Source organism: Sphingomonas adhaesiva, assembly GCF_036946125.1.
Taxonomy (GTDB): domain Bacteria; phylum Pseudomonadota; class Alphaproteobacteria; order Sphingomonadales; family Sphingomonadaceae; genus Sphingomonas; species Sphingomonas adhaesiva_A.
In genome coordinates, this window is the sequence record NZ_JAQIJT010000002.1 from 2,522,582 (window position 1) to 2,547,588 (window position 25,007).

16 protein-coding genes are annotated in these 25,007 nt (G+C 70.2%); 9 read left to right on the top strand and 7 right to left on the bottom strand.

Features of this window, described 5'->3' with window-relative positions; genetic code table 11:
• Nucleotides 1–2 precede the first annotated feature (2 nt).
• Both PGN23_RS18095 and PGN23_RS18100 read right to left on the bottom strand, forming a co-directional pair.
• Complete coding sequence (locus PGN23_RS18095; protein ID WP_335304492.1) at nucleotides 3–773, bottom strand: response regulator; 771 nt, start codon at nucleotides 771–773, stop codon at nucleotides 3–5.
• Complete coding sequence (locus tag PGN23_RS18100; protein ID WP_335304493.1) at nucleotides 770–5,191, bottom strand: GAF domain-containing protein; 4,422 nt, start codon at nucleotides 5,189–5,191, stop codon at nucleotides 770–772. The genes PGN23_RS18095 and PGN23_RS18100 overlap by 4 nt, the downstream gene beginning before the upstream one ends.
• Nucleotides 5,192–5,372: 181 nt before the next feature.
• On the opposite strand from PGN23_RS18100, the gene PGN23_RS18105 reads away from it, so the two are divergent.
• Nucleotides 5,373–5,999, top strand: a complete 627-nt coding sequence (locus tag PGN23_RS18105; RefSeq protein WP_335304494.1) for a LysR substrate-binding domain-containing protein — start codon at nucleotides 5,373–5,375, stop codon at nucleotides 5,997–5,999.
• 484 nt (nucleotides 6,000–6,483) lie between these two features.
• Here the strand turns inward: PGN23_RS18105 and PGN23_RS18110 are convergent, their stop codons facing one another.
• Together PGN23_RS18110 and PGN23_RS18115 are read right to left on the bottom strand one after the other, a co-directional pair.
• Complete coding sequence (locus PGN23_RS18110) at nucleotides 6,484–7,086, bottom strand: outer membrane protein (protein WP_335304495.1); 603 nt, start codon at nucleotides 7,084–7,086, stop codon at nucleotides 6,484–6,486.
• 237 nt (nucleotides 7,087–7,323) lie between these two features.
• Nucleotides 7,324–8,895, bottom strand: coding sequence for an alpha-N-arabinofuranosidase (locus PGN23_RS18115; RefSeq protein WP_335304649.1), 1,572 nt, complete (start codon nucleotides 8,893–8,895; stop codon nucleotides 7,324–7,326).
• Nucleotides 8,896–9,200: 305 nt separating this feature from the next.
• Between PGN23_RS18115 and PGN23_RS18120 the strand changes: the two genes are divergently transcribed.
• Entirely contained in the window at nucleotides 9,201–9,950 is a 750-nt protein-coding gene (locus PGN23_RS18120; RefSeq protein ID WP_335304496.1) for a FadR/GntR family transcriptional regulator, read from the top strand.
• 24 nt (nucleotides 9,951–9,974) lie between these two features.
• Here the strand turns inward: PGN23_RS18120 and PGN23_RS18125 are convergent, their stop codons facing one another.
• Nucleotides 9,975–11,774, bottom strand: a complete 1,800-nt coding sequence (locus PGN23_RS18125; protein ID WP_335304497.1) for an IlvD/Edd family dehydratase — start codon at nucleotides 11,772–11,774, stop codon at nucleotides 9,975–9,977.
• Nucleotides 11,775–11,792: 18 nt separating this feature from the next.
• Nucleotides 11,793–12,935 carry an aldose epimerase family protein gene (locus tag PGN23_RS18130; RefSeq protein ID WP_335304650.1) on the bottom strand — a complete coding sequence of 381 codons (1,143 nt, stop codon included), beginning with the start codon at nucleotides 12,933–12,935 and terminating at the stop codon, nucleotides 11,793–11,795.
• Between the two features lie 131 nt (nucleotides 12,936–13,066).
• Here PGN23_RS18130 and PGN23_RS18135 point away from each other — a divergent pair, with 131 nt between their 5' ends.
• On the top strand, nucleotides 13,067–14,383 hold the full coding sequence (locus PGN23_RS18135) for a sugar MFS transporter (protein WP_335304498.1): 1,317 nt from the start codon (nucleotides 13,067–13,069) through the stop codon (nucleotides 14,381–14,383).
• A complete protein-coding gene (locus tag PGN23_RS18140; RefSeq protein WP_335304499.1) occupies nucleotides 14,380–16,743 on the top strand; it encodes a glycoside hydrolase family 127 protein in 2,364 nt (787 codons plus the stop codon). The genes PGN23_RS18135 and PGN23_RS18140 overlap by 4 nt, the downstream gene beginning before the upstream one ends.
• 60 nt (nucleotides 16,744–16,803) lie before the next feature.
• On the opposite strand, the gene PGN23_RS18145 is transcribed toward PGN23_RS18140, so the two are convergent.
• Nucleotides 16,804–17,682 carry an SMP-30/gluconolactonase/LRE family protein gene (locus PGN23_RS18145; protein WP_335304500.1) on the bottom strand — a complete coding sequence of 293 codons (879 nt, stop codon included), beginning with the start codon at nucleotides 17,680–17,682 and terminating at the stop codon, nucleotides 16,804–16,806.
• A gap of 93 nt (nucleotides 17,683–17,775) precedes the next feature.
• On the opposite strand from PGN23_RS18145, the gene PGN23_RS18150 reads away from it, so the two are divergent.
• From PGN23_RS18150 to PGN23_RS18170, 5 genes are read left to right on the top strand one after another with little or no spacing between them, the layout of a single operon-like run.
• A complete protein-coding gene (locus PGN23_RS18150; RefSeq protein WP_443019822.1) occupies nucleotides 17,776–19,293 on the top strand; it encodes an aldehyde dehydrogenase (NADP(+)) in 1,518 nt (505 codons plus the stop codon).
• Between the two features lie 53 nt (nucleotides 19,294–19,346).
• Nucleotides 19,347–19,796, top strand: coding sequence for a hypothetical protein (locus PGN23_RS18155; protein WP_335304502.1), 450 nt, complete (start codon nucleotides 19,347–19,349; stop codon nucleotides 19,794–19,796).
• Between the two features lie 10 nt (nucleotides 19,797–19,806).
• Nucleotides 19,807–20,802 carry an AraD1 family protein gene (araD1, locus tag PGN23_RS18160; protein ID WP_335304503.1) on the top strand — a complete coding sequence of 332 codons (996 nt, stop codon included), beginning with the start codon at nucleotides 19,807–19,809 and terminating at the stop codon, nucleotides 20,800–20,802.
• On the top strand, nucleotides 20,799–21,740 hold the full coding sequence (locus tag PGN23_RS18165) for a Gfo/Idh/MocA family protein (protein ID WP_335304504.1): 942 nt from the start codon (nucleotides 20,799–20,801) through the stop codon (nucleotides 21,738–21,740). Before araD1 ends, PGN23_RS18165 begins: the two co-directional genes overlap by 4 nt.
• Nucleotides 21,734–24,991 carry a glycoside hydrolase family 2 TIM barrel-domain containing protein gene (locus tag PGN23_RS18170; RefSeq protein ID WP_335304505.1) on the top strand — a complete coding sequence of 1,086 codons (3,258 nt, stop codon included), beginning with the start codon at nucleotides 21,734–21,736 and terminating at the stop codon, nucleotides 24,989–24,991. Before PGN23_RS18165 ends, PGN23_RS18170 begins: the two co-directional genes overlap by 7 nt.
• The last annotated feature ends 16 nt before the right edge of the window (nucleotides 24,992–25,007 follow it).

Genomic DNA, 25,007 nt, shown 5'->3' on the forward strand with positions numbered 1-25,007 from the left:
CGCTACCGCTTCAGCCGGTGCGCGACCTCGCCGACATATTGCGGACCGACGCGAACGACCGCGCCCGACGTCAGGATCAGCGTGGTGTGGCGACCGATCTGGTTGATCGCCCGCACCGCATCGGGTCGCACGAAGGAGGAGCGGTGGACGCGCATCAGCTGTGCGGGGTCGAGCGCGTCGGCGAGCGCGCCCATCGTCACGCGGATCATGTGGCTGCGCTCGCCGGTGTGGAGCAGCGCATAGTCCTTCGCCGCCTCGATCCACTCGATCGTCTCGACCGCGACGCGCGTCTGGCCGTGCGCGGTGGGGATCCAGAATTCCTGCTGATACCCATCGTCGGGAACGATCGGGGCGGGGGCGGCGACCGGCATCGAGGTCGCCGGGGGCGCGGCGGAGGACGCGACGCGGCGCAGCACCGAACGGATTCGCGCGAGCAGCTCGCGCGGCTCGAACGGCTTCATCAGATAGTCGTCGGCGCCCAGTTCCAGCCCCACCACGCGGTCGATCACATCGCGCCGCGCGGTCAGCATGATGATCCCGGTCGGGCGCCCGGTCGCGCGCAGCCGCCGCGCGATCGAGAAGCCGTCTTCCTCGGGCATGGTCACGTCTAGCACGACCAGGTCGGCGTCACGCGCTGCGAGCAGCGCGTCGAGCGCGCGCCCGCCATCGGCCTCCGACACGTCGAGCCCCTGATCGGACAGATAGGCCGCGGTCGGCTCGCGCAGGTCCTCCTCGTCGTCGACCAGGATGATGTGGGGGTTGGTGGGGGTCATGCCTGGTCCATCTGGTCGAGGAAGCGGCGCACCGCCTCGGGTACGAAGGGTTTCTCCAGCACCGGGCGGCGTGCCTCGGCGATGAAGCGCGCTGCCGCGGCACCCAGCGTGTCGCCGGTGGCGAATGCCATGCGCGCGGCCAGCTCCGGGCGGGCGGTGCGGACGAAGTCGTACAGCGCCGGCCCGTCCAGGTCGGACATACGCAGGTCGCTGACGATCAGGTCGTAGTCGCCGTGTGCCAGCCGCGCGCGTGCGGCGACGCCGCCGATCGCGATCTCGCAGACATAGCCCTCCAGCGACAGGAAGTCGGCGAGCGACTCGGCGATCTCCGCCTCGTCGTCCACCACCAGCGCGCGCCGCGATAGGGCCACCGCCGCCGCGACGGGCTCGGGCTCGACCAGCGACAGCGTCTGCTGAGGCTCGACCGGCAGCGTCAGGCGAAACGTCGCGCCGGCGTCGCCGGGCAGCAGCGTCAGCCGGCCGCCGTGCGCCTCCGCCAGCCCTTGCGAGAAGGACAGGCCGACGCCGGTGCCCTCGCCCTGCGTCTTGGTGGTGAAGAACGGCTCGAAGATGCGCCGCCGTACCTCGGCGGGGATGCCGGGGCCGTTGTCCGCGACGTCGAGCACGACCGTCATCGGCTCCGGCCCGCGCGCGGTGCGGATCGTGACGCAACGCTCGCCGTCCTGGCCGGCGAGCGCATGCTGCGCGTTGATGAGGAGGTTGATGATGATCTGGTGCAGCTGGTCGGCGTCGGCGGCGATCTGCGGCAATCGCTCGGCGAAATCGCGCCGGACCACGATCCCCTCGCTGCGCATGCCGTATTCGGTGAGGTCGAGCGCGGCGACCGCCACCTCGCCGAGATCGACCGGGCGACGCTCGGGCGCCTTCTGCCGCGCCATCGCCAGGAAGGTCTGCACGATCCGCGCGCAGCGGTCCGCCGCGCGGCGGATCTTGAAGGCGCGCTCGGCAAGCTCGGTACCCTTGCCCTGCCGCTCCATCATCACCGCCTGCGCGACGACGATCGACAGCGGATTGTTGAGTTCGTGGCTGACGCCGGCGAGCAGCGAGCCCAGCGCGGACAGCTTCTCGGCCTGAAACAATGCCTCACGGCTGCGCGCCAGCGCCTCCTCGGCACGCTTTCGCTCGGTCAGATCGATCGTGAAACCGCCGATATGCGCAGGGCCGGTCGTGCCGCCGATCGGGAAGCTGATCGACAGGACCGACTGGTACGCGCCCTGCCGCCCGGTATCGAACTCGTCGGCGGCGACATGCCCGGCAAAGGCGCGCGTCGCCAGCGCATCGACGGTCGCCGCGACCGCGGGCGGGAACAGATCCTCGGCTCGAAGCCCCTGCACTTCTTCATATTCGCGTCCCACGGCGGTCGCGAACTGCGGATTGATCCGAACGTAACGGCCCGCGGCATCCTTCAGATGCATCGCCACGGGGGCATTCTGGAGGAAGGCGGACAGCTGCGCCTCGCTTTGGTTCAGCCGCTCCTCCGACCGCGCGCGCTCCAGCACGGCCCAGGTACGATCCGCCACGTCGCGCAGCAGCCGGATTTCGCTCGGCAGCCAGTGGCGCGGTTGCGCCTGCTGGAGCGAGAAGACCGCCTCCAACCGCCCTGCGCGCACCAGCGGGATGCTGGCGGACGCGCGGATGTTCAGCGCGGCGAACAACGCGCGATGGCGCGGATCGAGCCGCGGATCGGTCGACGTATCGGCCATCACCACCGGACGGCCGGTGAGATGATCCGCGATCAGCCGCTCACCCATGCCAGCGATCGCAAAGCGCCGCCCGACGTACCGCTCGCCGGGGACCGAGAGGAATTCGCTGATCGTGACCAGCCCCTCGCCGGTGGCGTCCGCCTCCGCACAGGCACCACGGTCGACGCCCAGGTAGCGGCCGACGCGCTCCAGCGTGGTCGCCAGGATCGCATGCGCGCCCACTTCGTCGCGCACCGCATCGCTCCATTCGATCAGGAACGCCTGGTCGCGTTCGCGCTGGCGCAGGTCCGCCTGCGCCGCGGCGCGATCGAGCGCGATCCACAACCGCTCCGAGATGTCGCGGATCAGCCGGATCTCGCTCTCTTCCCACACCCGCGGCTGCGCGCTCTGCACCGAGATCGATCCGCGCATCTCGCCGTCGACGATCAGCGGTACGGTGACGAACGCGCGCACCTCGATCCCGGCGTAATACGCCTCGCGCCCGGGTAGCACGCGCGGATCGCCGACCACGTCGTCGTAGCGAACGATATGCCCCGCCAGCCACTGGTCGACGATCGACGGCGACACGTCGGCAAGCGAGAAGCGCGCGCCCACGACGCTGCGCACGCCATCGCACCAATTGCCGATGACGACGAACTCCCCCGGCTCGCCGGTGCCGACCGAATAGGTCGTCCGCGTGCCGCCCAGATAGCGCGTCAACCGCTCCAGCGTCAGCGACAGTACCTGATCGGCGGACGCGGTGCGGCGGATCGCGTCGCTCCAGTCGAGCAGGAACGCCTGATCGCGCTCGCGCTGCTGCAACGCCTCCTGCGCACGTGCGCGCTCCAGCGCGTTCCACGTCCGCTCGGCCGCATCGCGCATCAGCGCGACCTCGCGATCGGCCCAGACGCGCGGCCCCTCGCTCTGCACCGACAGGATGGCGACGACACGGTCGTCCCGGATCAGCGGCAGGCTGACGAAGGCGCCGATCCCGCGCGCGGCGTAGGTCGCACGATCTTCCGCGCCGACACGCGCGTCCCGCGCGACGTCGTCGTAGCGCACGATCTCGCCCGCCAGCCATTCGCGCTCGATCGCGCTGCCCACCGCGTCCAGCGAAACGCGCAGCCCGAGGAGGCTCGCGTGGCGCGGACTGGCGCACCAGTTCCACCGCGTGGTGAAAACGCGGTCGGCGGCTTCGGAAAAGGTCACGCGCCCGACGTCGAGATGCCGGCCCAGCTGCGCCAGCGTCTCGTTCATGATCGCGTCTTGCCCCGCGATCCCGCGGACCGCGTCGCTCCATTCGAGCAGGAACGCCTGGTCGCGCTCGCGCGCCTTCAGCGACGCCTCCGCCCGCGCGCGGTTCAGCGTCGACCAGGTGCGCTCCGCCACTTCCTCCACCAGCGCGATCTCGTCGCGCTGCCAGCGTCGTGGCGTGTCGTGCTGCACGATCAGCACGCCGTCCAGCCGCCCCGCCTTCACCAGCGGCACCGCGAACCCCGATCGCACTCCGATCGCGGCGAGAAAATCGCGCAATCCCGCGTTGATCGCGCCGCCCAGGCGCGCGAAATCGTCGCTGACCACCGTCTCGCCGCGCGCATAGGCGGCGAACAGATCGTCGAAGCAGGGCGGGAAATGATGCAGGCCCGACACGTCCGGAAGCGCATCGGCCGCGTCGCGCCGTACGTTGAAGACGGGGCCGTTCTCGCCCTGCTCCGCCTCGCTGTAGATCACGCGCGCGACGTCGAGGTGCGCCTTCAGCATGTCGGCGACCAGATCGAGGATCGCCGCGGGCTCGGCCGCATCGCGTATCGCATCGGCCAGCGCACGCGAAAAGGCGTCGTGACGGCTGCGCGCCTGCTGCTCCGACAGGTCGAACTGCAACCCGCACCAGCGCGTCACCGCGCCCGCGGCATCGCGAATCGGCATGGTGCGCGTCAGCATCGGCGGATAGCTGCCGTCCGCGATGCGCATCCGCACCGTCATCTCGAACGGCACGCCGTGCCGAAGCGATCGCGCCTGATGCTGCAGGACCGCGGCGCGATCGTCGGGATGCACACGCTCGAGCGGATCGGCGACGACGTCGCCATAGGTTGTCTTGCCCGCGCGATTGGTCCAGCGCGGCAGCCCGTCGGCATCGGACAGCCAGCAGATGCCGGGCATGTTCTCCGCCAGCAACCGGAACTGCTCCTCGCTCTCGCGCAGCTGGGCGATGGTGCGCGCGTGCTGCAACGCCGCCCACAACCGCGCGCCGGTCTGCGTCACCAGCGCGACCTCGTCCGCGCTCCAGGCACGCGGCAGATGATGATTGACCGCAAACAGCGCGACGAAGCGGCCGTCGTGGATCAGCGGCACCGCGACGAACGCGCGGGTCTGCGACTGCGCGAGCCACGCGCGCTCCTCCGCCGCCAGCGTCATATCGCCGACGTCCGGGACGATCAACGTGCGTCCGCGGGCATATTCGCGCACCAGTTCCGCATCACGATACAGCGGCCGCCGCCCGGCGACCGAGGCGACGCCATCGGTCCAGTCGGGCAGGATATGGATGATATCCTCGTGCGGGTCGATCTCGCCGTAGGCGACGCGGCTGATGCCCAGGAACCGGCCCAGCGTCTCGGCGACGACCGCCAGGATCGCCTGCCCGTCGGTCTCCACCGCGAATCGTTCGGACAGCCAGAACCGCACCGCCTCGGCGGAGTCGAATCGCTGTACGGCCATGCTCCCCATCGCCCGGTACGTCCGTTTTTCCTGTATGCCCCGTCGCGTGATAGCACCACCTGGGCGGATCGCGCATAGCCCCGTCGCGGCTCGGTCGCCCCCGGTGTCGGCTTCGTCGCAATCTCGTCGCGCCCGTCGCAGCGCCACGCGCGTCACGCGGTGCATGCCCCATGCCCGGCCGATGAATATCGACACGCAGGACCGTAACGCATCGATCCGCATCGGCTTCTTCGCCTCGCTCTTTCGCGATCGCATGGCCGATGCGCTGATGGCGCTGGCGCGCGACTGGCCTGCCGTGGTCGTGGGCGTGGAGGAGATGGCGCTCGCCGAACTGCTCCCCGCCGCCGCGGCCGGGCGGGTGACGCTGGCGATCCATCCCGGCGTCGCCGCCCCCGGCGTACCCAGCTGCATCGTGTGGCACGACCATGCCTTGGTCCTCCTGCCTCCCGGCCACCGGCTCGCCGCCGTCGCGGAGGTGACGCCGTCGATGCTGGCGGACGAGATCCTGCTCACCTGTTCGGAGCGGTCGCGTGCCGCGCTGCACCGCTTCCTGGCGGAGCGGCTGTTCGTCGCCGCGCCGCCCCCGGTTCGCATGGTATCGCCCGCGCATGCGCAGACCCTGTTCGACCGGGTCGCCGATGGACATGGCGTGATGTTGACCTGTGAAAGCCAGGTCGATCGCGCGGTCGGGCGGCTGGTCGCGCGCCCGATCGCGTCGCCCGACGCCGCGTTCGCGGTCAGCGCCTCGTGGTCCGCCGCCGGCATCGCCCCGGTCGCCGCCGCGCTGCTGGCGCTGTTGCGCGATTGATCGTCGGCACGCTCGTCGCTCCTTCGTCGCGACGGTCGCAACGCACCTGATCGGCGCACGAACGGCGTGCATGCCGCCACCAACAGGTCGTCACCGGGACGATCGCTTCGTCACCGAAAGATCATCATGCGCAAGCCCCGCTTCTTCTCGCTCTTCCTCTCCAGCTTCACGCTGACCGTCTGCCTGCTCTTCCCGCATCCGGGCACGGCGCTGTCCAGGGTCGCCGCGATAGGGGATGAGCGCTGAGCCGCCCCGGCGGCGCCTCCCTCGCGCACGCCGAAAGGCGGCCGCCCCGACAAGGGGCCGGCCGCCTTTTCGATGATAGACGCGTCCGGTCAGGCGATCGTCAGGCGATAGCCCCAGAGCATGATGGCCAGCGGGAGCGAGGCCCACGCGATGGCGGTGACATATTTCAGCATGATCGCCCCTTTTCCCGGCGGACAACCGGCGGGCCTCGTGACACCCGCCGGTCGCGCCGCGCCGCTCAGAAGCGCATTCCCAGGCCGGCCAGGGCCTGATGCCGGTGCACGCCCTCGCCATAGGTGGTGTAGCGATACTCGGCCTTCGCATAGATGCGCTCGCCCAGCATCTGCTCGACGCCCGCGCCGACGCGGAAGCCGTTCTCGTCGCTTGCCTGATCGATGCGGGTGGTGCCCGTCACCGCACGTGCGGAGTAGCGCGAGTTGGCCCAGCCGGCCTTGGCATAGAGCAGCGTCGCGCTACCCGCCTTGTACCCGAGCCGGAGCGAGGCATCGAGGTCGCGCCCCTGATCGACGTTGAAGCGGGTAGCGCCCTGCGACACGTCGCGCCCGCCGCCCAGCGTTCCGCCGATGCCGGCCTCCGCGCCCAGCGTCCAGTGGCTGCCCAGCGCCACGTCGTAACCGACCGCCGCGCCCAGACGCGCCTGGCTGACCGAGCGCGGCGCGCCGGCGGGCTGGTCGGACAGGCGCGTGCTGTCATAGCCCACCGTCACTTCGGCACGCGGGCCGGTGAAGGTCGCGCGATCCTGCGCCGAGGAAGGGGTCGCGAAGGCGAACAAGGCGGTCGCCGCCGCGGTCGCGGCGAGCATGGTGATCGTACGGTGCATGGTCATTCTTCCCTTTGACGTCGAACAGCTCTGATTGGCTGACCGGCGTCTGTTAGGGGCGGGACGCGGCACCGTAACGCGACCTGCGACGCGGGCGACGAAACTGCGCCCAAACGGGTCCCGCGGCCGACCGGGACGACGAACAGCAGGTCGCCGGCATCGTCGACGCACATGCACCGGCCGACAGGGTGGCGCGCCCGGGCTGGGATCGCCTGCCGCGCGTCGCGCGCACCTCCGCTATCGGATGTCCAGCATGATGAGCGATTTGGCCGGCAGCGTGACGGTCAGCGTGCCGTTGGACAGCGCCGCTTCGGTGAAGGCGCGGGGCACGACCGTATCGGGCGCGTCGAACGTGTTGTGCGCGTCCATCGCCGCGGCCGTGAGGATACGGCCCGTGACCGCGCCGCCCGTCACCCCGTCGAGGCGGACCGTGACCGTCTGCGGCTGGTTGGGGTCGACGTTGGTCAGCCCGACGTGCACGACGCCATCGGTGCCGCGGACCGCGCTCGCGCTCACCGCTTTCAGCGTCCACTCTTTCTTGTTGTACCAGCGCGAGCGGACATCGACCGGCAGCACCACGCCGTCGGCAAAATCCTTGTAGAGATCGAAGGCGTAATAGGTCGGCGTCCTCACCATGCGCGCGCCGTCCGTCAGCATCAGCGCCTGGAGCACGTTGACCATCTGCGCGATGTTGGCGCCCCGCAGGCGGTCGGTGTGCCTCGCGAAGATGTCGAAGTTCAGGCTGGCCACCAGGGCGTCGCGCAACGAATTCTGCTGATAGAGGAAACCGGGGTGGCTGCCCGGCTCCTGATCGTACCAGGTGCCCCATTCGTCGACGAAAAGGGCGACCCGCTTGTCGCGATCATACTCATCCATCTCGCGCGCGTGGCGCGTGATATATTCGTCCATCCTGACCGTCTTGGCGAGCGTGCGCGCCCACTGGTCCTCGTCGAAGCCCGTGGCGCGGCCCTTGCGGTTCCACTCATAGGGGATCGTGTAGTAATGGACGCCGATGCCGTCGATCTGCGCGCCGGCGTCGCGCATCATCACCTTGGTCCAGTTATAGTCGTCGACGTTGGCGCCGCTGGCGATCTTCATCACGCGCTGCCCCTCGGGCATCTTGACGAAGGTGGCGTAGCGACGGGTCAGATCGGCGGCATATTCGGGACGCATATTGCCGCCACATCCCCACAATTCGTTCCCGATGCCGAACATGGGGAGCTTCCACGGTTCGCGACGCCCGTTGGCGGCGCGCTCCCTGGCGAGGCTGGAGCCACTGGGCGAGGTCATGTATTCGACCCACTCCGCCATTTCGAACGGCGGCGCGGAGCCGACGTTGCCCGAGACATAGGCCTCGGCACCGACCAGTTCCGAATAGTCCATGAATTCGTGCGTGCCGACCGCATTGTCCTCGGTCACGCCGCCCCAATGGGTATTGATCTTGATCTTGCGCTGCCCGCGCGGGCCGATCCCCTCGCGCCAATGATATTCGTCGGCGAAGCAGCCGCCCGGCCAGCGGATCACGGGAACGCGGATCGCCTTCAGCGCGTCGAGCACGTCGCGGCGGTAGCCGCGGATGTTGGGGATGCGGCTGTTGGTGCCGACCCAGATGCCGCCGTAGATCCCCGTGCCGAGATGCTCGGCGAACTGCCCGAAGATGCGCTTATCGAACCTGGGCGCGGGCCGATCCGCGTGGACGATGACGCTCGCTGCGCCATCGGTATTGGCGGGGGGGGCCGGGTCCGGCGCCTGCCGGGCGAGCGCGGGGGTGGCGACGATCAGCGCGATGGCGCTCAGGGCAAGTCGCATCATTCGGTCTCCTCGGCGCGGCAACGCGACGCCTCGTGATTGTCGGGATGATCGGGGGTGGAGCGGCAGAAGGCGCGGCCGGCGCGCGGGCCGGGCGGTCACGATCCGGTCGCGCGGCGGGGAGACGCCGCGTCGCGGGGCGTCGGCGGCCTGCCGAGCGAGATCGTCGCGCGCTGCATTTCGTTGCTCCTCCCGTGCGACCTTGGCGGTCGTCTTGTCGGACAATAAAACATCGCTGGATTGTTGCAACCCCCTGATGCAGAATGCGCGCCGCCCCGAACCAGTCGTGGCGGCAGGAGGGTTGCATGGCCGTTGCGAAGAGAGGGCGGCCGGCGCATCTGTCGCTGGCCCAGCGGCTGGGCACCGCGATCGTCACCGGACAGAACCCGCCCGGCAGCGTCCTGCCGGGAGAGATCGAACTCGCCGAGAGTTTCGGCGTGTCGCGCAGCGTGATCCGCGAATCGTTGCGCATGCTCGCGGCCAAGGGACTGGTCGAGAGCCGGCCGAAGACCGGCACGCGGGTGCGCGGGCGGTCGGAGTGGAACCTCCTCGATCCCGAGCTCCTCGGCTGGATGTTCGAAGGTGCGCCGCCGCTCGGCTTCGTCCGCAGCCTCTTCCACCTGCGGCTGATCGTCGAGCCGGCCGCGGCCGAACTCGCAGCAGAGCTGCGGACCGGCAAGCAGCTCGGCGAGATGGGCTATGCGATGGAAACCATGGCGCGCCACGGGCTGGCGACGGACATCGGTCGCGCCGCGGACCAGCAATTCCACGCGCTGATCCTGGAGGCGACGGGAAACGAACTGCTGGTCAGCCTGTCCGCCAGCATCGCGGCCGCGGTACGCTGGACCACCTTCTTCAAATATCGCGGCGACAAGCATCCCCGCGATCCGATGCCCGCCCATCGCACGCTGTTCGAGGCGATCGCCGATCGCGATGGCGCCCGGGCGAGGGAAGCGACCAGCCTGCTGATCCAGCAGGCGCAGCGCGATACCGAAAGCGCGATGGCGCGCGAGAAACCGCCGACCCACGACGCCTCGGCGTCCCCGGCCGGCTGAGCCCGGCGGCCCGCCCGCCGCGCGTCAGTGGTTGTCGCGCGGCAGACCCATCGTCTGGGCGATACGCTGATATTTCTCCGCGCCCTCCAGGATCGCGCCCGTGCTCAACTGGCCGACGGTCGCGCGCTGGATCTCCTGCCACGGCGTCTGCGCGGCGGGGTAGCGATAGCCGCCCGCCGCGATCAGCGCGCTGCGCCGCCGGGCCAGTTCCGCCTCGTCGATCAGCACGTCCACGCGCCCGCGCCGAAGGTCGACCCGCACGCGGTCCCCCGTCTCGATCAGCGCCAGTCCGCCCATCGCCGCGGCCTCGGGGCTGGCGTTGAGGATCGACGGGCTGCCGCTCGTCCCCGACTGGCGGCCGTCCCCGATACAGGGCAGCGCATGGACGCCCTCGGTGATGAGATAGGCCGGGGGCCGCATGTTCACGACCTCGGCCGCACCGGGGTAGCCGACGGGGCCGGCCCCGCGCATGAACAGCAACGTCTCCGGCGTGATGCCGAGCGCGGGATCGTCGATCCGGTGGTGATAATCCTCCGGCCCGTCGAAGACGACGGCGGGCCCTTCGAAGGCGTCGGGATCGGCGGGATCGGACAAATAGCGGTCGCGGAATTCCGGCCCGATCACGCTGGTCTTCATCACCGCCGCATCGAAGAGGTTGCCGGTCAGCACGATGAAGCCCGCATCCTCCATGATCGGTCGGTCGATCGGCCGGATGACCGCCTCGTCCTCGATCCGGGCGTCGCGACAATTGTCGCCCATCGTGCGGCCGTTCACCGTCAGCGCGTCCTCGGCGATGAGCCCCCGCGTCATGAGCTGCGCGACCACCGCGGGGACGCCGCCGGCGCGGTAGTAATCCTCGCCGAGATACTCGCCCGCAGGCTGGAGGTTCACCAGCAGGGGCACCTTGTGCCCTTCGGTCTCCCAGTCCTCGATCGGCAGATCGACCCCGACATGGCGCGCGAGTGCGGCGAGGTGGATCGGCGCGTTGGTGGACCCGCCGATCGCGGAATTGACCTTGATCGCGTTGTGGAAGGCGTCGCGGGTCAGGATGTCGGAGGGCCGCAGATCCGCCGCCACCATCTCGACGATCCGCTTGCCGGTGCGATAGGCGACTTCCTGGCGGTCACGATAGGGCGCGGGGATCGCCGCCGATCCCGGCAGCGACATGCCCAGCGCCTCCGCCAGCGAATTCATCGTCGTCGCCGTCCCCATGGTGTTGCAATAGCCGGTCGACGGTGCGGACGAGGCGACGAGGCGGATAAACTCGGCATCGTCGATCTCGCCAGCGGCCAGCATCTGCCGTGCCTTCCACACGATCGTGCCCGACCCCGTCCGCTCTCCCTTGTGCCAGCCGTTGAGCATCGGCCCGACCGATAGAGCGATCGCGGGGATGTTGACCGTCGCCGCCCCCATCAGCATCGCCGGCGTCGTCTTGTCGCATCCGATCGTCAGCACCACGCCGTCGAGCGGATAGCCGTACAGCACCTCGACGAGCCCCAGATAGGCGAGGTTGCGGTCGAGCCCCGCGGTCGGGCGCTTGCCCGTCTCCTGAATCGGATGCACCGGAAACTCCAGCACGATCCCGCCTGCCTCGCGCACGCCCTCGCGCACGCGCTCCGCGAGCACCAGATGGTGGCGGTTGCAGGGCGACAGGTCGCTGCCGGTCTGCGCGATCCCGATGATGGGCTTGCCCGAACGCAGTTCCTCCAGCGTCAGCCCGAAGTTCAGATAGCGCTCCAGATACAGCGCCGTCATGTCGATGTTCGCCGGATTGTCGAACCACGCACGGCTGCGCAGCGTCGTCGGGTCGAAGGTCGTGGTCATGTCAGCAAACTCCGGAGGTCAGCGCGACACCGAGACGCGATAGACCATGCGATGACGATAGGGCTTGCCCGGATCGACCCGCGCCGAGCCGAACGACGGCTGGTTGGGGGTGTTCGGAAACTTCTGCGGTTCCAGCGCGAAGCCGTCGCCCATGCGGTACACGTGGCGGCGTTTGCCGACATAGGTGCCGTCGATGAAATTGCCCGAATAGAATTGCACGCCCGGCTCGGTGGTCAGCACCTCCAGCACGCGGCCGGAGGCGGGATCCTCGACGCGTGCGGCGAGCCCCGGCTCGTCCGTCGCGCCCTTGTCGAGCACGAAATTGTGGTCGTAGCCGCGACCGATCACGATCTGCGGGTCGCGGCCGTCGCGCACGCTCAGCCCAATGGCGCGCGGCGTCGTGAAGTCGAACACGGTGCCCGCGACCGCGGCGAGCTCGCCGGTCGGGATCAATGCCGCGTCGACGGGCGTGTAGCGGCGCGCCGGGATCGTCATCTTCTGCGCGTAGATGCCGCCCGACGACCCCTCCCCCGCCAGATCGAACAGCGCGTGGTTGGTCAGGTTGACGATCGTCGGCGCGTCGGTCTTCGCCGACATGTCGATCGTCAACGCCCCCTTGTCGTCCAGGCTGTAGGTCACGGTGACGTCGAGAGTCCCGGGATAGCCCTGGTCGCCGGCCGGGCTGCGCATCACCATGGTGACGCTGGCCTGCGGCCCCGACCTAACGTCCGTGATCCGCCACACGTATTGGTCGAAACCCCTGGTCCCGCCGTGGAGCGAGTTGGTCTTGTCGTTGAGCGGCAGCCGATAGGTCCGGCCGTCGATCGCGAACGTCCCGCCCGCGATCCGGTTGGCGTAGCGCCCCACCGTCTGGCCCCAGAAGTTCGGCCTGGTGACGTAGCTGGCCGCATCGTCGTAGCCGAGCGTGATGTCGGCGACCTTGCCGTCGCGGTCGGGCGCGTTGAACGACTGCAGCGTCGCCCCCAGCGTCATGATCCGCGCGCTGACGCCGTTGCTGCCGGTCAGCGTCACCGCCTCGATCGCGGTCCCGTCCGGCAGCGCGCCGAAACCCGCCCGCACGGCGGTGGCGGCGTCCGCCGACGCGGCGGGAGCCGACGCCGCCAGGGCGAGCAACGGCGCCGTCCAGTGACCATGTCGCATCATTCCTGCCCCCTCCCGCCGGACCGCATCGCGGTTTCGGCATTGACCCTCATATGTCAGACCATATAGTCAGACATAATAGCGGGTGGCAAGCGGCGCAGATCGCGGGTCACAAAAATAGGGAGGATGGAATGGCAGGTCCGATCGGTTCAGCGGCTCCAGCGGCACCAGCGGGGGCGCCGGTCGCGGGCGGCGGCTACGGCAAGGCGTTGACGCTGCTGGCCAGCCTGTTCTTCATGTGGGGCTTCATCACCGTCATCAACAACACGCTGCTGCCCCATCTGCGCAGCGTCTTCGACCTCAATTACACCCAGACGACGCTGATCGAGAGCGTGTGGTTCATCGCCTATTTCTTCGCCTCGATCCCGTCGGCGAAGCTGATCGAGCGGGTGGGATATCAACGCTCGCTCGTGATCGGCCTGCTCGTCATGGCCGCGGGCGCACTGGGCATGATGCTCGCCGCCAGCCTGCCGTCCTACGGCGTCACGCTGCTGATGCTGTTCGTCATCGCCAGCGGGATCACGCTGCTTCAGGTCGCGGCCAACCCCTATGTCGCGGTGATCGGCCCGGCGGAAACATCCTCGTCGCGCCTCAACCTCGTCCAGGCGATGAACTCGGCCGGCACCATGCTCGCGCCGCTGTTCGGCGCCTATCTGATCCTGGGCCGTTCGCGCGGCGGCACCGCGGAGACCGGAACCGTGCTCACCCAGGCGGAGCGCCTGGCCGATGCCCAGTCGGTGATCCTCCCCTATGCGCTCGTCGCGGTGGTGCTGGTGGTGCTGGCGGTGGTGATCGCGCGCTTCCCGCTCCCGGCAATGGGCTCCGCCACCAGCCGCGTCGCGAAGGAGGAGCGCGGGCGCCACTCGCTGTGGGCGCACCGCAACCTCGTCTTCGGCATCCCCGCCATCTTCATCTACCTGATCGCCGAGATCGGAGTCGCCAACCTGTTCGTCAATTTCGTCTCGCAGCCGGAAATCGCCAACATCACCGCGGAACAGGCCGGACGCTACCTCACGTTCCTGTGGGGCGGGATGATGGTCGGCCGCTTCGCCGGGTCGGCGATCATGCAGCGCATCCCCGCGGAAACCGTGCTGGCGGCGTTCTCGGTCGGTGCGTTCGTGGTCATGCTCGTCACCGTCTTCACCACCGGGCCCGTCGCGATGTGGGCGCTGATCTCGGTCGGGCTGTTCCACTCGATCATGTTCCCGACGATCTTCACGCTGGGCATCAAGGGGCTGGGTCCGCTGACCGAGGAGGGGTCGGGCCTGCTCATCATGGCGATCGCCGGCGGCGCGCTGGTGGTGGTGCAGGGCTGGCTGGCCGACCGCTACGGGCTGCAGGCGTCGTTCCTGCTGACCGCGGCGTGCGAACTCTACATCCTGTTCTACGCGCTGTGGGGCGCGAAGGTGACCGCGCCGCTGGCGGAGCCGGTGATCGAAACGATATGAGCGGGATGCGCTCGACCCGGCGCGAGCTGCTCGTGGGAACGGCCGCGGCGGCGAGCCTCGGCTTGCCGCTCGGCGCCGCGAGCGCCGCCTCGGGTGTCGTGCGCGCCGAGCCCGTTCCGATGCGCTACGTGCGGCTGAAACCCTCCCCGTTCCAGGATGCCTTCGCCGCCAATCGTCGCTATCTGCTGTCGCTCGATCCGGAACGGCTGCTCCACAATTTCTACGTCTCCGCCGGCCTGCCCGCGCCCGGACCCGTCTATGGCGGCTGGGAGGCGCAGGGGATCGCGGGACACAGCCTGGGCCACTGGCTGTCCGCCTGCGCCCTCGTCGTCGCCAACACGGGCGACCGCGCGATCGCGGCGCGGCTCGACCATGCGCTGGCGGAGATGGCGCGCATCCAGGCCGCGCACGGCGACGGCTACATCGGCGGCACCACGGTCGAACGCGGCGGCAGGACCGTGGACGGCAAGATCGTGTTCGAGGAGGTCCGCCGCGGCGACATCCGCACCGGAGGGTTCGATCTCAACGGCGGCTGGGTGCCGCTCTACACCTGGCACAAGGTGCAGGCGGGGCTGACCGACGCGCATCGTCTGGCGGGCAACCCACGCGCCCTGCCGGTGCTGCTCGCCATGGCCGGCTATCTGGCGGGCGTGCTGGAGCCGCTCACCGACGCGCAGATGCAACAGGTGCTGCGCGCTGAGCATGGCGGCCTCAACGAGAGCTTCGCGAACCTCCATGCGATCACCGGCGCGCCCCGCTGGCTGCGCCTCGCCGAGAAGATCCGGCACAAGGCGGTGCTCGATCCGCTTACCGCCGGCATCGACAGCCTCGAGGGGCTGCACGCCAACACCCAGATTCCCAAGGTCATCGGCCTCGCGCGCCTTCACGAACTGACCGCGCGCGCCGACCAGGCCGCGGCGGCGCGCTTCTTCCACGCGCGCGTGACCGGGCACCACAGCTACGTCATCGGCGGCAATTCGGAACGCGAACATTTCGGCGCCCCCGACAGGCTCGCCGCGCGCGTCACCGAGGCGACGTGCGAGGCGTGCAACAGCTACAACATGATGAAGCTGACGCGGCATCTGTATGGCTGGCAGCCCGACGCGCGATGGTTCGACTATTACGAGCGCGTCCAGCTCAACCATATCCTCGCGCACCAGCGGCCCGACACCGGGCAGTTCGTCTACTTCATGCCGCTGGCGAGCGGCGCGCGGCGCAGCTACTCCATGGCGGAGGACAGCTTCTGGTGCTGCGTCGGGTCGGGGATGGAAAGCCATGCCAAGCATGCCGATTCGATCTTCTGGCACGACACCGGCGGTGGCGGGACGCTCTACGTCAACCTCTACATCCCCAGCCGGCTCGACTGGCCGGAACGCGGAGTGGCGCTCGACCTCGACACCACCATGCCATTCGCAGGTCGGGCGACGCTGACGATAGGGCGCGCGCCGCGCACCGCGCAACGGATCGCCCTGCGCATGCCGGGCTGGTCGAGCGGAGCGCGACTGATGGTCAACGGCCGACCCGCCGCGGTGGTGGCCGAACGCGGCTATGCGATCCTCCAGCGGCGATGGGCGGCGGGCGACCGGATCGACATCGACTTGCCGATGCGGCTGACCGCCGAGGCACTGCCCGACGATCCGAGCATCGTCGCCTTTCTCCACGGCCCGCTCGTAATGGCCGCCGACCTCGGTCCCGCCGACGCGCCCTTCGACGGGGTCGAGCCGGCACTCGTCACCAAGGGCGCCGCGCCGGACGCGCTCGCGGCCGACGGGTCGGGAGGCTTTCGCACCACCAGCGCAATCGGCGAACCTCTGTCGCTCCGCCCCTTCTTCGCGCAGCACGAGCGGCGCACCGCGGTCTATTTCCCGACCTTCAGCGCGGCGGGCTGGTCCGCGGCGCGGACGGATTACCTCGGCCGCGCGCAGGAGGCGAAGGCGTTGGCACGGCGGACCGTCGACATCTTCCATCCCGGCGAGATGCAACCCGAACGCGACCACGATTTCGTCTCGGCCCGGAGCGATGTGGTGAACTGGGCCGGGCGACCGGGACGGCGGCTGCGGCCCGGCGCCCGCATGGACTTCGCCATGACGCGTGCCGAGGGGCCTGCGATCCTGCGCGTGATGGTGGTGGCCGGGGATGCGGATCGTCCAATGGCGGTCACCGTCGACGGACAGCCCGTGCCACCCACGGGGCGCGGCGACCGCACGGGCGAACGCTTCGCGCTGCTCGACCATGCGATCCCCGCGATGGGCGCGCAGGGTCGCCCGCGCGCGATGGTGTCGATCATCGCCGGACGGGACGATGCCGTCATCTACGAAGTACGGATGCTGACCGCTCCGGACGCGGCCTCCACGACCTGACGTCAAGTGCCAAGGGGGGCTGCGAGGCCCCCCCCCCCCCCGCGCGTCAGTCCGCCGCACTCATTCCGTCACGGCCAGCCTGGCGAGCGGCAGCCGCTGCCCCGGCGTATCGACCTTGAAGGAGAAGACGTTGCCCGCCTCCGGCTGCGCCGCGAGCGCCGCGGGCGACAGGCCGACGCGCGCGCTGGTGGCGTAGGCGGTGCGTCCGTCGGCACCGCCCAGCGCCACCTTGGTGATGTTGGCGGCCGGAAGCCGGACCTCCGTGACGATCGCGCCCGCGGGATCGTAGAGCCTGGCGCGCCAGCCGCCCCACAGGCCGACCCAGACGTTGCCCGCCGCGTCCACCGTCACGCCGTCCGGATGACCATCGTCCGGGTCGATCCGCGCGAAAACCCGCACCTCCCCGGTCGCCCCGTCGCCCGACAGCGCGACCGCGTGGATGATCCCGCCCACCGTATCGACATGGTACAGCGTGCGACCGTCGGGCGACACGCCCGGGCCGTTGGTAATCACGACCGGCTCGATCGCGCTGGTCTCCACCGAGCGGCCGTTCCAGCGGTGGACGCGACCCGTCGCCTGCCGCTCGCCGTCGTCCATGCTGCCGAACCACACGCTGCCGTCGGGCGCGACGGTGGCATCGTTGAGCCGGTTGCCGGGCAGATCGGGCTCGACCTGTGCCAGATGGGCGAAGTCCCCGCTGACCGGATCGAAGCGCGCGAGACCCGTCTGCAGACCGGCGAGCAGCACGCCGCCCTCCGCCGGAACCACCCAGCCGACCGGCGCCGGCGCGTCCCACGCCCGCGTCGTGGCCGAGCGGGGATCGTATCGGTGCACCCGCTGCCCCTTGATGTCGACGAACCACAGCATGTCGTCGCGCGGATCCCAGCACGGCCCCTCCCCCAGCTGCGCCGCACCGTTCCAGATCGTGATCGTCGCCATGCGCTCTCCTTTTCCCGGTCCGGCTGTTGTGACTCCGGGCGAGCGCCCCTATAGACGCTGTTAAGTCAGACATAAAGGTTGACCATGCGAGAGATGGATGTGCTTTACGGCGTCGCCGCCGCCACCGGCGAGCGACTGGAACCCGGCTACCCCGTCAGCACCGCCGCCGACGTGGCGCACGCCTGCATCGCGGCCGAGGCGGCGTTCGATCCGTATCGGGCGAGGGCGGCGGACGAGCGAGCGGCGCTGCTGGACGCCGTCGCGGAGGAAATCCTCGCGCTCGGCGAGGCCCTGATCGATCGGGCGGCCGCCGAAACGGGGCTGCCGGTCGCGCGCCTGACCGGCGAGCGCGGCCGGACGGTCGGGCAATTGCGCCTGTTCGCGCAGGTGGTGCGCGACGGCCATTGGCGCGGGCTGCGCATCGACCCCGCCCAGCCCGACCGCCAGCCGCTGCCGCGTCCCGATCTTCGGCAGCGCCGCGTACCGCTGGGCCCGGTGGCGGTGTTCGGCGCGTCGAACTTCCCGCTCGCTTTCTCCACCGCCGGCGGCGACACCGCCGCGGCACTGGCGGCCGGCTGTCCGGTGGTGGTGAAGGGGCATCCGGCGCATCCCGGAACCGATGCCCTGGTCGCCGATGCGATCCGCCGCGCGGTGGAACGCTGCGGCATGCCCGCGGGGGTCTTCGGACACGTCCGGGGCGCGGGCAACGAGCTCGGCGCCGCCCTCGTCCGGCATCCGGCGATCGCGGCGGTCGGCTTCACCGGGTCGCGGGCGGGCGGGCTCGCGCTGATGCGGCTGGCGCAGCAGCGCCCCGTGCCGATCCCGGTCTATGCCGAAATGTCGAGCATCAACCCCGTGGTGCTGATGCCCTGCGCACTCGCCCACCGGGGCGCCGAGCTCGGGCGCGCCTTCGTCGCGTCGCTCACCATGGGTGCGGGACAATTCTGCACCAATCCGGGGCTGCTGCTGGCGATCGAGGGCGATGGCCTCGCGGCCTTCGAGGCGGCGGCGGCGGAGGCGCTGCGCACTCATGCGCCGCAGCCGATGCTGACCGATGGCATCCGCCGCGCCTATGCCGAGGGCACCGCACGGCTCGCCGGACGCGAGGGCGTGGTCGAACTCGCCGCCGGCATCGCGGGCGACGGCGTGGCGAGCGAGGAGGCGCGGCTGTTCGTCACCGACGCCGCGACGTTGCGCGACGCGCCCGAACTCGCCGAAGAGGTGTTCGGCGCCTCGTCGCTGCTGGTGCGTTGCCGCGATCTCGACGAGGTGATCGCCATCCTCGCCGCCGCCGAAGGCCAGCTGACCGCCACCATCCAGCTCGACGCCGGGGATGAGGCACAGGCCGCGCGCCTCGTCCCCGTGCTGGAGCGCAAGGCCGGGCGCCTCCTCGTCAACGGCTGGCCGACCGGGGTGGAGGTCGCGCATGCCATGGTCCATGGCGGCCCCTTCCCCGCCACCTCGGACGGGCGGTCGACCTCCGTCGGCACCCTGGCGATCGACCGCTTTCTGCGGCCCGTCTGCTATCAGGACCTTCCCGCCGCGCTGCTCCCGCCCGAGTTGCGGGACGGCGCGACGGAACCGCGGATGGTGGACGGCCGACCGGCTTGACGCAACTGTTCGACCCTGTATTGTCTTACATATAGGATGGGAGGGAGACGGATGTGACCGGCGACTCTATCGCGGTCGGCGGGGAGACGACCGACCGGCGCGCCCGACGTCTCTCCGCGAAGGCCGCCGTGATCGACCACGCCGGCAACGATACCGGCCGGCTTGCCGTCACCCCCGACGCCCGTCCGCAGGAGACGGCGGGGATAACAAGCGCCGAAGCGGTACCGGGTGCGGCGCAGGCCGCGGCGGCGGCAGCCGCCGGAGGCACGGTGATCGTGTCGTCCGCCCCCGACACCCGCGTCGCCGCCGCCGCCGCGCGGGGGCGGGTCTCGCTGCCCGGCTTCTACGAGGCGCTCGCCGCGCTGTCGGCGGGCGCCATCGCGCCGAAGCCGGTTCCCGCCGACGCCGCCGACCCCGCGATGCCGACGGCTCCCACCTCTACCGTCCGGGAAAGCCCGCCGCCCACGTCGGCGCGGGCGCCCCGGCCTATCGTTCAGCCCTGAAGGACCCTGCATGACCCCGATCAGACTGCTCCAGCATCGTGCGGCCGATGGCCGCCGCCGCCTGATCCTGGCCGAGGGCGACCGCGCGCACTTCCTGTCCGGCCCCGCCACCACGCACGACCTCGCGATGGAGGCGATCGCGCAGGAAGCGTCGCTGGCCGACGCCGCCCGCGCGCACCGCACCGGCGAGGCGGCGGACCCCGCCGCCGAGCTCGCCGCCGGCCGGCTGCTGCCGGCGATCGATCATGCCGATCCGGCGCGGCTGCTGCTGGCAGGCACCGGGCTCACCCATCTCGGCTCCGCCGAAGGGCGCGACGCCATGCACAAGGCCGCGTCCGAGGCCACGCACCAGACCGATTCCATGCGCATGTTCCTCGAAGGGGTCGAGGGGGGGAAGCCCGGCGAGGGGACGATCGGCCAGCAGCCGGAATGGTTCTACAAGGGCGACGGCCAGGGTCTCGTCGGGCCGGGCGAACCGCTGACGTCGCCCGCCTTCGCCAGGGACGGCGGCGAGGAGCCGGAGCTGGCCGGGATCTATGTCATCGGCGACGACGGCACGCCCTACCGGCTGGGCGTCGCGCTCGCCAACGAGTTCAGCGACCATGTCACCGAGCGCCACAATTATCTCTGGCTCGCCCATTCGAAGCTGCGGCCTGCGGCGCTGGGCGCCGAACTGCTGCTGGGCGAGCCGCCGGCGGACATCCGGGGCACGAGCCGCATCGTCCGCGACGGCGCGACGGTGTGGGAGAAGCCCTTCCTGACCGGCGAGGCGAACATGTCGCATCACCTCGCCAATCTCGAGCACCATCATTTCAAATATGCCGGCTTCCGGCGCCCCGGCGACGTCCACGTCCACTTCTTCGGCACCGCCACCCTGTCCTTCGCGGACGGGTTCGGGACGCGGGCGGACGACGTGTTCGAGATCGAGGCCGCGCCCTTCACCCTGCCGCTGCGCAATCCGCTGGCGATCGCGGCCCCGGCGCCGGTTGCGGTGCGCGCGCTGTGACCGCGCCGATCCGCCTCGCACTCATCGGCATGGGCAAGATCGCCCGCGACCAGCACCTGCCCGCGATCGCCGGGATCTCCAGCTTCGACCTCGTCGCCACCGTCAGCCGCCATGGCGGACCGGAAGGCGACCTGCCGTTCTTCCCCGATATCGATGCGCTCATCGACAGCGGGGTCGGCATCGACGCGGTGGCGCTGTGCACCCCGCCGCAGGTGCGCCGCGCCATCGCCGCCCGCGCGATCGAGCAGGGCTGGCACGTGTTCCTCGAAAAGCCGCCCGGCGCGACGCTGGCGGAGGTGGTCGCCCTGCGCGACCAGGCCGCGGCGAGGGAGGTGAGCCTGTTCGCGAGCTGGCACTCGCGCTACGCCGAGGGGGTGGAGCCGGCACGGGCGTGGCTCGCCGACCGGACCGTGCGGCGCGCCACGATCACCTGGCGCGAGGATGTGCGCCACTGGCATCCGGGGCAGGACTGGATCTTCGAAGCGGGCGGGTTCGGCGTGTTCGATCCCGGGATCAACGCGCTGTCGATCGCGACCCGCATCCTGCCGCACCCGATGTTCGTCGATACCGCCGAGATCGACCTGCCCGCCAACCGCGCCGCGCCGATCGCCGCGCGCGTCGGCTTCCTCGATGCGACCGGCGCGCCGATCGCGATGGACCTCGATTTCCGCCAGGAGGGCCCTCAGAGCTGGGACATCGTCGTCGAGACGGACGCCGGCACGCTGACGCTGGCCAGGGGCGGAGCCGAACTGTCGATCGATGGCGGCACCGCGGCCGACCCCGGCGGCGAGCTGCACGGCGAATATCCCGGGCTCTACCGTCGCTTCGCCGCGATCGTGCGGGCCGGGGTCTCCGACGTCGACGTCGGCCCGCTGCGGCTGGTCGCCGACACGTTCCTGCGCGCGCGGATCAACACCGTGGCGGCGTTCGAATGGTAGCGACGCGCCGCGCGTGCCGGGCGACATCGCGCACGCTGCTGCGGGCCGGCACCGCGGCGATGGCCCTCGCGCTGGCCGGCACGGCGGGCGCGCAGGATACGGCACCGCGGGTCGACCCGGTGCAGGTCGACCCACGGCGTCCCGACTGGGAAAATCCCGCCGTCTTCGCGCGCGGCAAGCTGCCCGCCAGCGCGACGGGCTTCGCGTTCGAGACGCGCGAGCGCGCGCTGGCGGGCGATCCCGCCGCATCGTCGCGCTTCCTCTCGCTCGACGGCGCGTGGAGATTCTCCTTCTCGCCCGACGCGGACCGGCTGCCGACCGGGTTCGAGCGCCCGGACTATGACGTGTCGGGCTGGAAGAGCATCAAGGTGCCCGCCGACTGGCAGACCGAGGGATATGACCAGGCGCGCTACAACAACATCACCTACCCCTTCCCCGCCAACCGCCCGCTGATCCCGCACGCGACCAACCCCGTCGGCTCCTACCGCCGGACCGTCGACGTGCCGGCCGGCTGGGCCGGGCAGGACGTGATCCTGCACATCGGCGCCGCGGGATCGGCCTATACGGTCTGGGTCAACGGCACGAAGGTCGGCTATTCCGAGGATTCGAAGCTTCCGAGCGACTTCGACGTGACGGCGTCGCTGAAGCCCGGCCCGAACACGATCGCGATCCAGGTGGTCCGCTGGTCCGACGGCAGCTATCTGGAGGATCAGGATTTCTGGCGCGTCTCGGGGATCGAGCGTTCGGTCTGGCTGGCGGCGGTGCCGAAGACGCGGGTGCGCGACACCTTCGTCCATGCCGGGCTCGACCCCGCCTATCGCGACGGCCGGCTCGCCGTCGACCTGGCGGTGACGCCGGGCGCGGCGGCCACCGCGCGCATCGTCCTGCTCGACGGCGAGCGGCCCCTCCTGACCCGCACCGCGCCGGTCGCGGCGGGCGAGGCGGAGCGCCGCGTGACGCTGTCGGCCGCCGTGCCGGCGGTGCGCGCCTGGACCGCGGAGACGCCCGCGCTTTACACGCTCGTGACCGAATTGCTCGACGCCCGCGGCCGGATGCTGCAATCCACCGCGCGCCGCATCGGGTTCCGCACCGTCGAGATGAAGGACGGCCTGGTGTCGGTCAACGGCAGGCCGATCACGATCCGGGGCGTCAACCGCCACGAACACGATCCGGAGACCTTCCACGTCGTCGACCGCGCCTCGATGGAGCGCGACATCCGGCTGATGAAGCGCAACAACATCAACGCGATCCGCACGTCGCACTATCCCAACGACCCGTATCTCTACGAACTCGCCGATCGTTACGGCCTCTACGTCATGGACGAGGCGAACATCGAGAGCCATGCGTACATGGACTATGCGAACAAGCATCCCGACGAACGCGGGACGCTGCAGATCGGGTTCGATCCGGCATGGAAGAACGCGCACGTCAGTCGTGTCGTCAACATGGTGGAGCGCGACAAGAACCATCCCTCGGTCATCTTCTGGTCGCTCGGCAACGAAGCCGGCATCGGCCCCAATTTCGCCGCCGCGGCGGCCGCGGCGAAGGCGCGCGATCCGGACCGGCTCGTCAGCTATCTGGGCTGGGGCACGTGGGACGGCGTCCACGACCATCGCCCGAACGACTATGCCGACATCTACGCGCCGATGTACGATCCGGCGGTCAAACTCGCCGACTACGCCCGGAACTGGAATTTCCGGCAACCGCTGATCGAATGCGAATACGGCCACATGATGGGTCAGTCCGGCGGCAACCTGAAGGAATATTGGGACACGATCTACGCCTATCCCGACAAGCTTCAGGGTGGCTTCGTCTGGGACTGGGTCGATCAGTCGATGTATCGCTACACGAAGGACGGCCGCCGCTATTGGGGCGACGGCAGCGAATATGGGGCGAACCCCGGCGGCGACATCGAGTTCGGCGACGGCCTGCTGCAGTCCGATCGCACCCCCAACCCGCAGCTCTACGAGCTGCGCAAGGTCTATGCGCCGGTCCAGTTCGACGGCTTCGATCCCGCGACCGGACGCGTCACCGTCCGCAACCGCCACGACTTTCGCGACCTGTCGGGCTTCGCGTTCGAGTGGGAGGTCAGCGAGGATGGGAGGCCGGTCGCACGGGGCACGTTGCCGGGCCTCACCACCGCGGCCCGCAGCGCGGAGACGATCGCGCTGCCCTTGTCGACCGTCCCGCGGCGCGACGGTTCGGAATATTTCGTCACCGTCGCGGTGCGCGCCAGGGACGGCGCCGTGCCGCTGGTGCCGGGCGGCACGATGCTGGGGTTCGAGCAGTTCGCGCTCGCCGGCTCGCCCGCCGCCCCGCCGCCGGCGGCCGGCGCCGCCGCGATGCGCCGGACGCGCGATGCCTTCGTCCTGACCGCCGCCGGCGCGACGCTGGAAATCGATCGCAGGACGGGGCTGATCCGCCGCTATGCGAAGGACGGACGCGCGCTCGTCAGCGGCGGCGCACCGCATTTCTGGCGCGCGGTGACCGACAACGACATCGGCATCGGCACCGACCGGCAGCTCGCGATATGGAAGACGATGAGCGAGGCGCGCACCCTGACGTCGATCCGCTACGACCGCGCAACGGGGACGATCGCGATCGCCTTCGACCTGGGCGACGGTGCGGCGCGCTTCGACACCGTCTATCGCATGGCGGGTGACGGATCGGTCGCGGTCGACGGGACGCTGACTCCGCTGAAGACGGACCTGCCCGCGCCGTTCCGCGTCGGGCTCGCCTTCGCGATGCCGACCGGCATCACCGATGTCGAATGGTATGGCCGCGGGCCGCACGAAAGCTATGTCGATCGCCGCACCTCCGCGCCGATCGGGCTGTGGCGCGGGCCGATCGCGGCGCAGAACCACGATTTCATCCGACCGCAGGAGACCGGCAACAAGGTCGACGTGCGCTGGATGGAATTGTCGGGCGGCGATCGCGGCCTGCGCGTGCAGGGTGACGCCCCGCTGATGATGAACGCGCTCGCCTTCCCTTACGCCGATCTCGACCGTCACGCACCGGGCAGTAGGAAATCGACGGATGTCGTCCCGCACGGGCAGGTCACGCTGTTGGTCGATGCCGCGCAATGGGGCGTCGGCGGTGACACGCAATGGAGCGAGGTGGGCAAGCCCCTGCCCGTCTATCGCACCGATACGCGCGCACCGACGCACGTGGGGCTCCTCCTGACGCCGTTCGCGGGGAAGGGGACGACGCCGGAGAAGGCCCGGCCCGCGAGCGCGACCGACATGGACTGACGGGCGCGCATCGCCG

Bases quoted from the DNA above. Each gene is read 5' to 3' on its own strand.
- PGN23_RS18095 (WP_335304492.1), bottom strand. From the start codon at position 773: ATGACCCCCACCAACCCCCACATCATCCTGGTCGACGACGAGGAGGAC.
- PGN23_RS18100 (WP_335304493.1), bottom strand. From the start codon at position 5,191: ATGGCCGTACAGCGATTCGACTCCGCCGAGGCGGTGCGGTTCTGGCTG.
- PGN23_RS18105 (WP_335304494.1), top strand. From the start codon at position 5,373: ATGAATATCGACACGCAGGACCGTAACGCATCGATCCGCATCGGCTTC.
- PGN23_RS18110 (WP_335304495.1), bottom strand. From the start codon at position 7,086: ATGCACCGTACGATCACCATGCTCGCCGCGACCGCGGCGGCGACCGCC.
- PGN23_RS18115 (WP_335304649.1), bottom strand. From the start codon at position 8,895: ATGCGACTTGCCCTGAGCGCCATCGCGCTGATCGTCGCCACCCCCGCG.
- PGN23_RS18120 (WP_335304496.1), top strand. From the start codon at position 9,201: ATGGCCGTTGCGAAGAGAGGGCGGCCGGCGCATCTGTCGCTGGCCCAG.
- PGN23_RS18125 (WP_335304497.1), bottom strand. From the start codon at position 11,774: ATGACCACGACCTTCGACCCGACGACGCTGCGCAGCCGTGCGTGGTTC.
- PGN23_RS18130 (WP_335304650.1), bottom strand. From the start codon at position 12,935: ATGCGACATGGTCACTGGACGGCGCCGTTGCTCGCCCTGGCGGCGTCG.
- PGN23_RS18135 (WP_335304498.1), top strand. From the start codon at position 13,067: ATGGCAGGTCCGATCGGTTCAGCGGCTCCAGCGGCACCAGCGGGGGCG.
- PGN23_RS18140 (WP_335304499.1), top strand. From the start codon at position 14,380: ATGAGCGGGATGCGCTCGACCCGGCGCGAGCTGCTCGTGGGAACGGCC.
- PGN23_RS18145 (WP_335304500.1), bottom strand. From the start codon at position 17,682: ATGGCGACGATCACGATCTGGAACGGTGCGGCGCAGCTGGGGGAGGGG.
- PGN23_RS18150 (WP_443019822.1), top strand. From the start codon at position 17,776: ATGGATGTGCTTTACGGCGTCGCCGCCGCCACCGGCGAGCGACTGGAA.
- araD1 (WP_335304503.1), top strand. From the start codon at position 19,807: ATGACCCCGATCAGACTGCTCCAGCATCGTGCGGCCGATGGCCGCCGC.
- PGN23_RS18170 (WP_335304505.1), top strand. From the start codon at position 21,734: ATGGTAGCGACGCGCCGCGCGTGCCGGGCGACATCGCGCACGCTGCTG.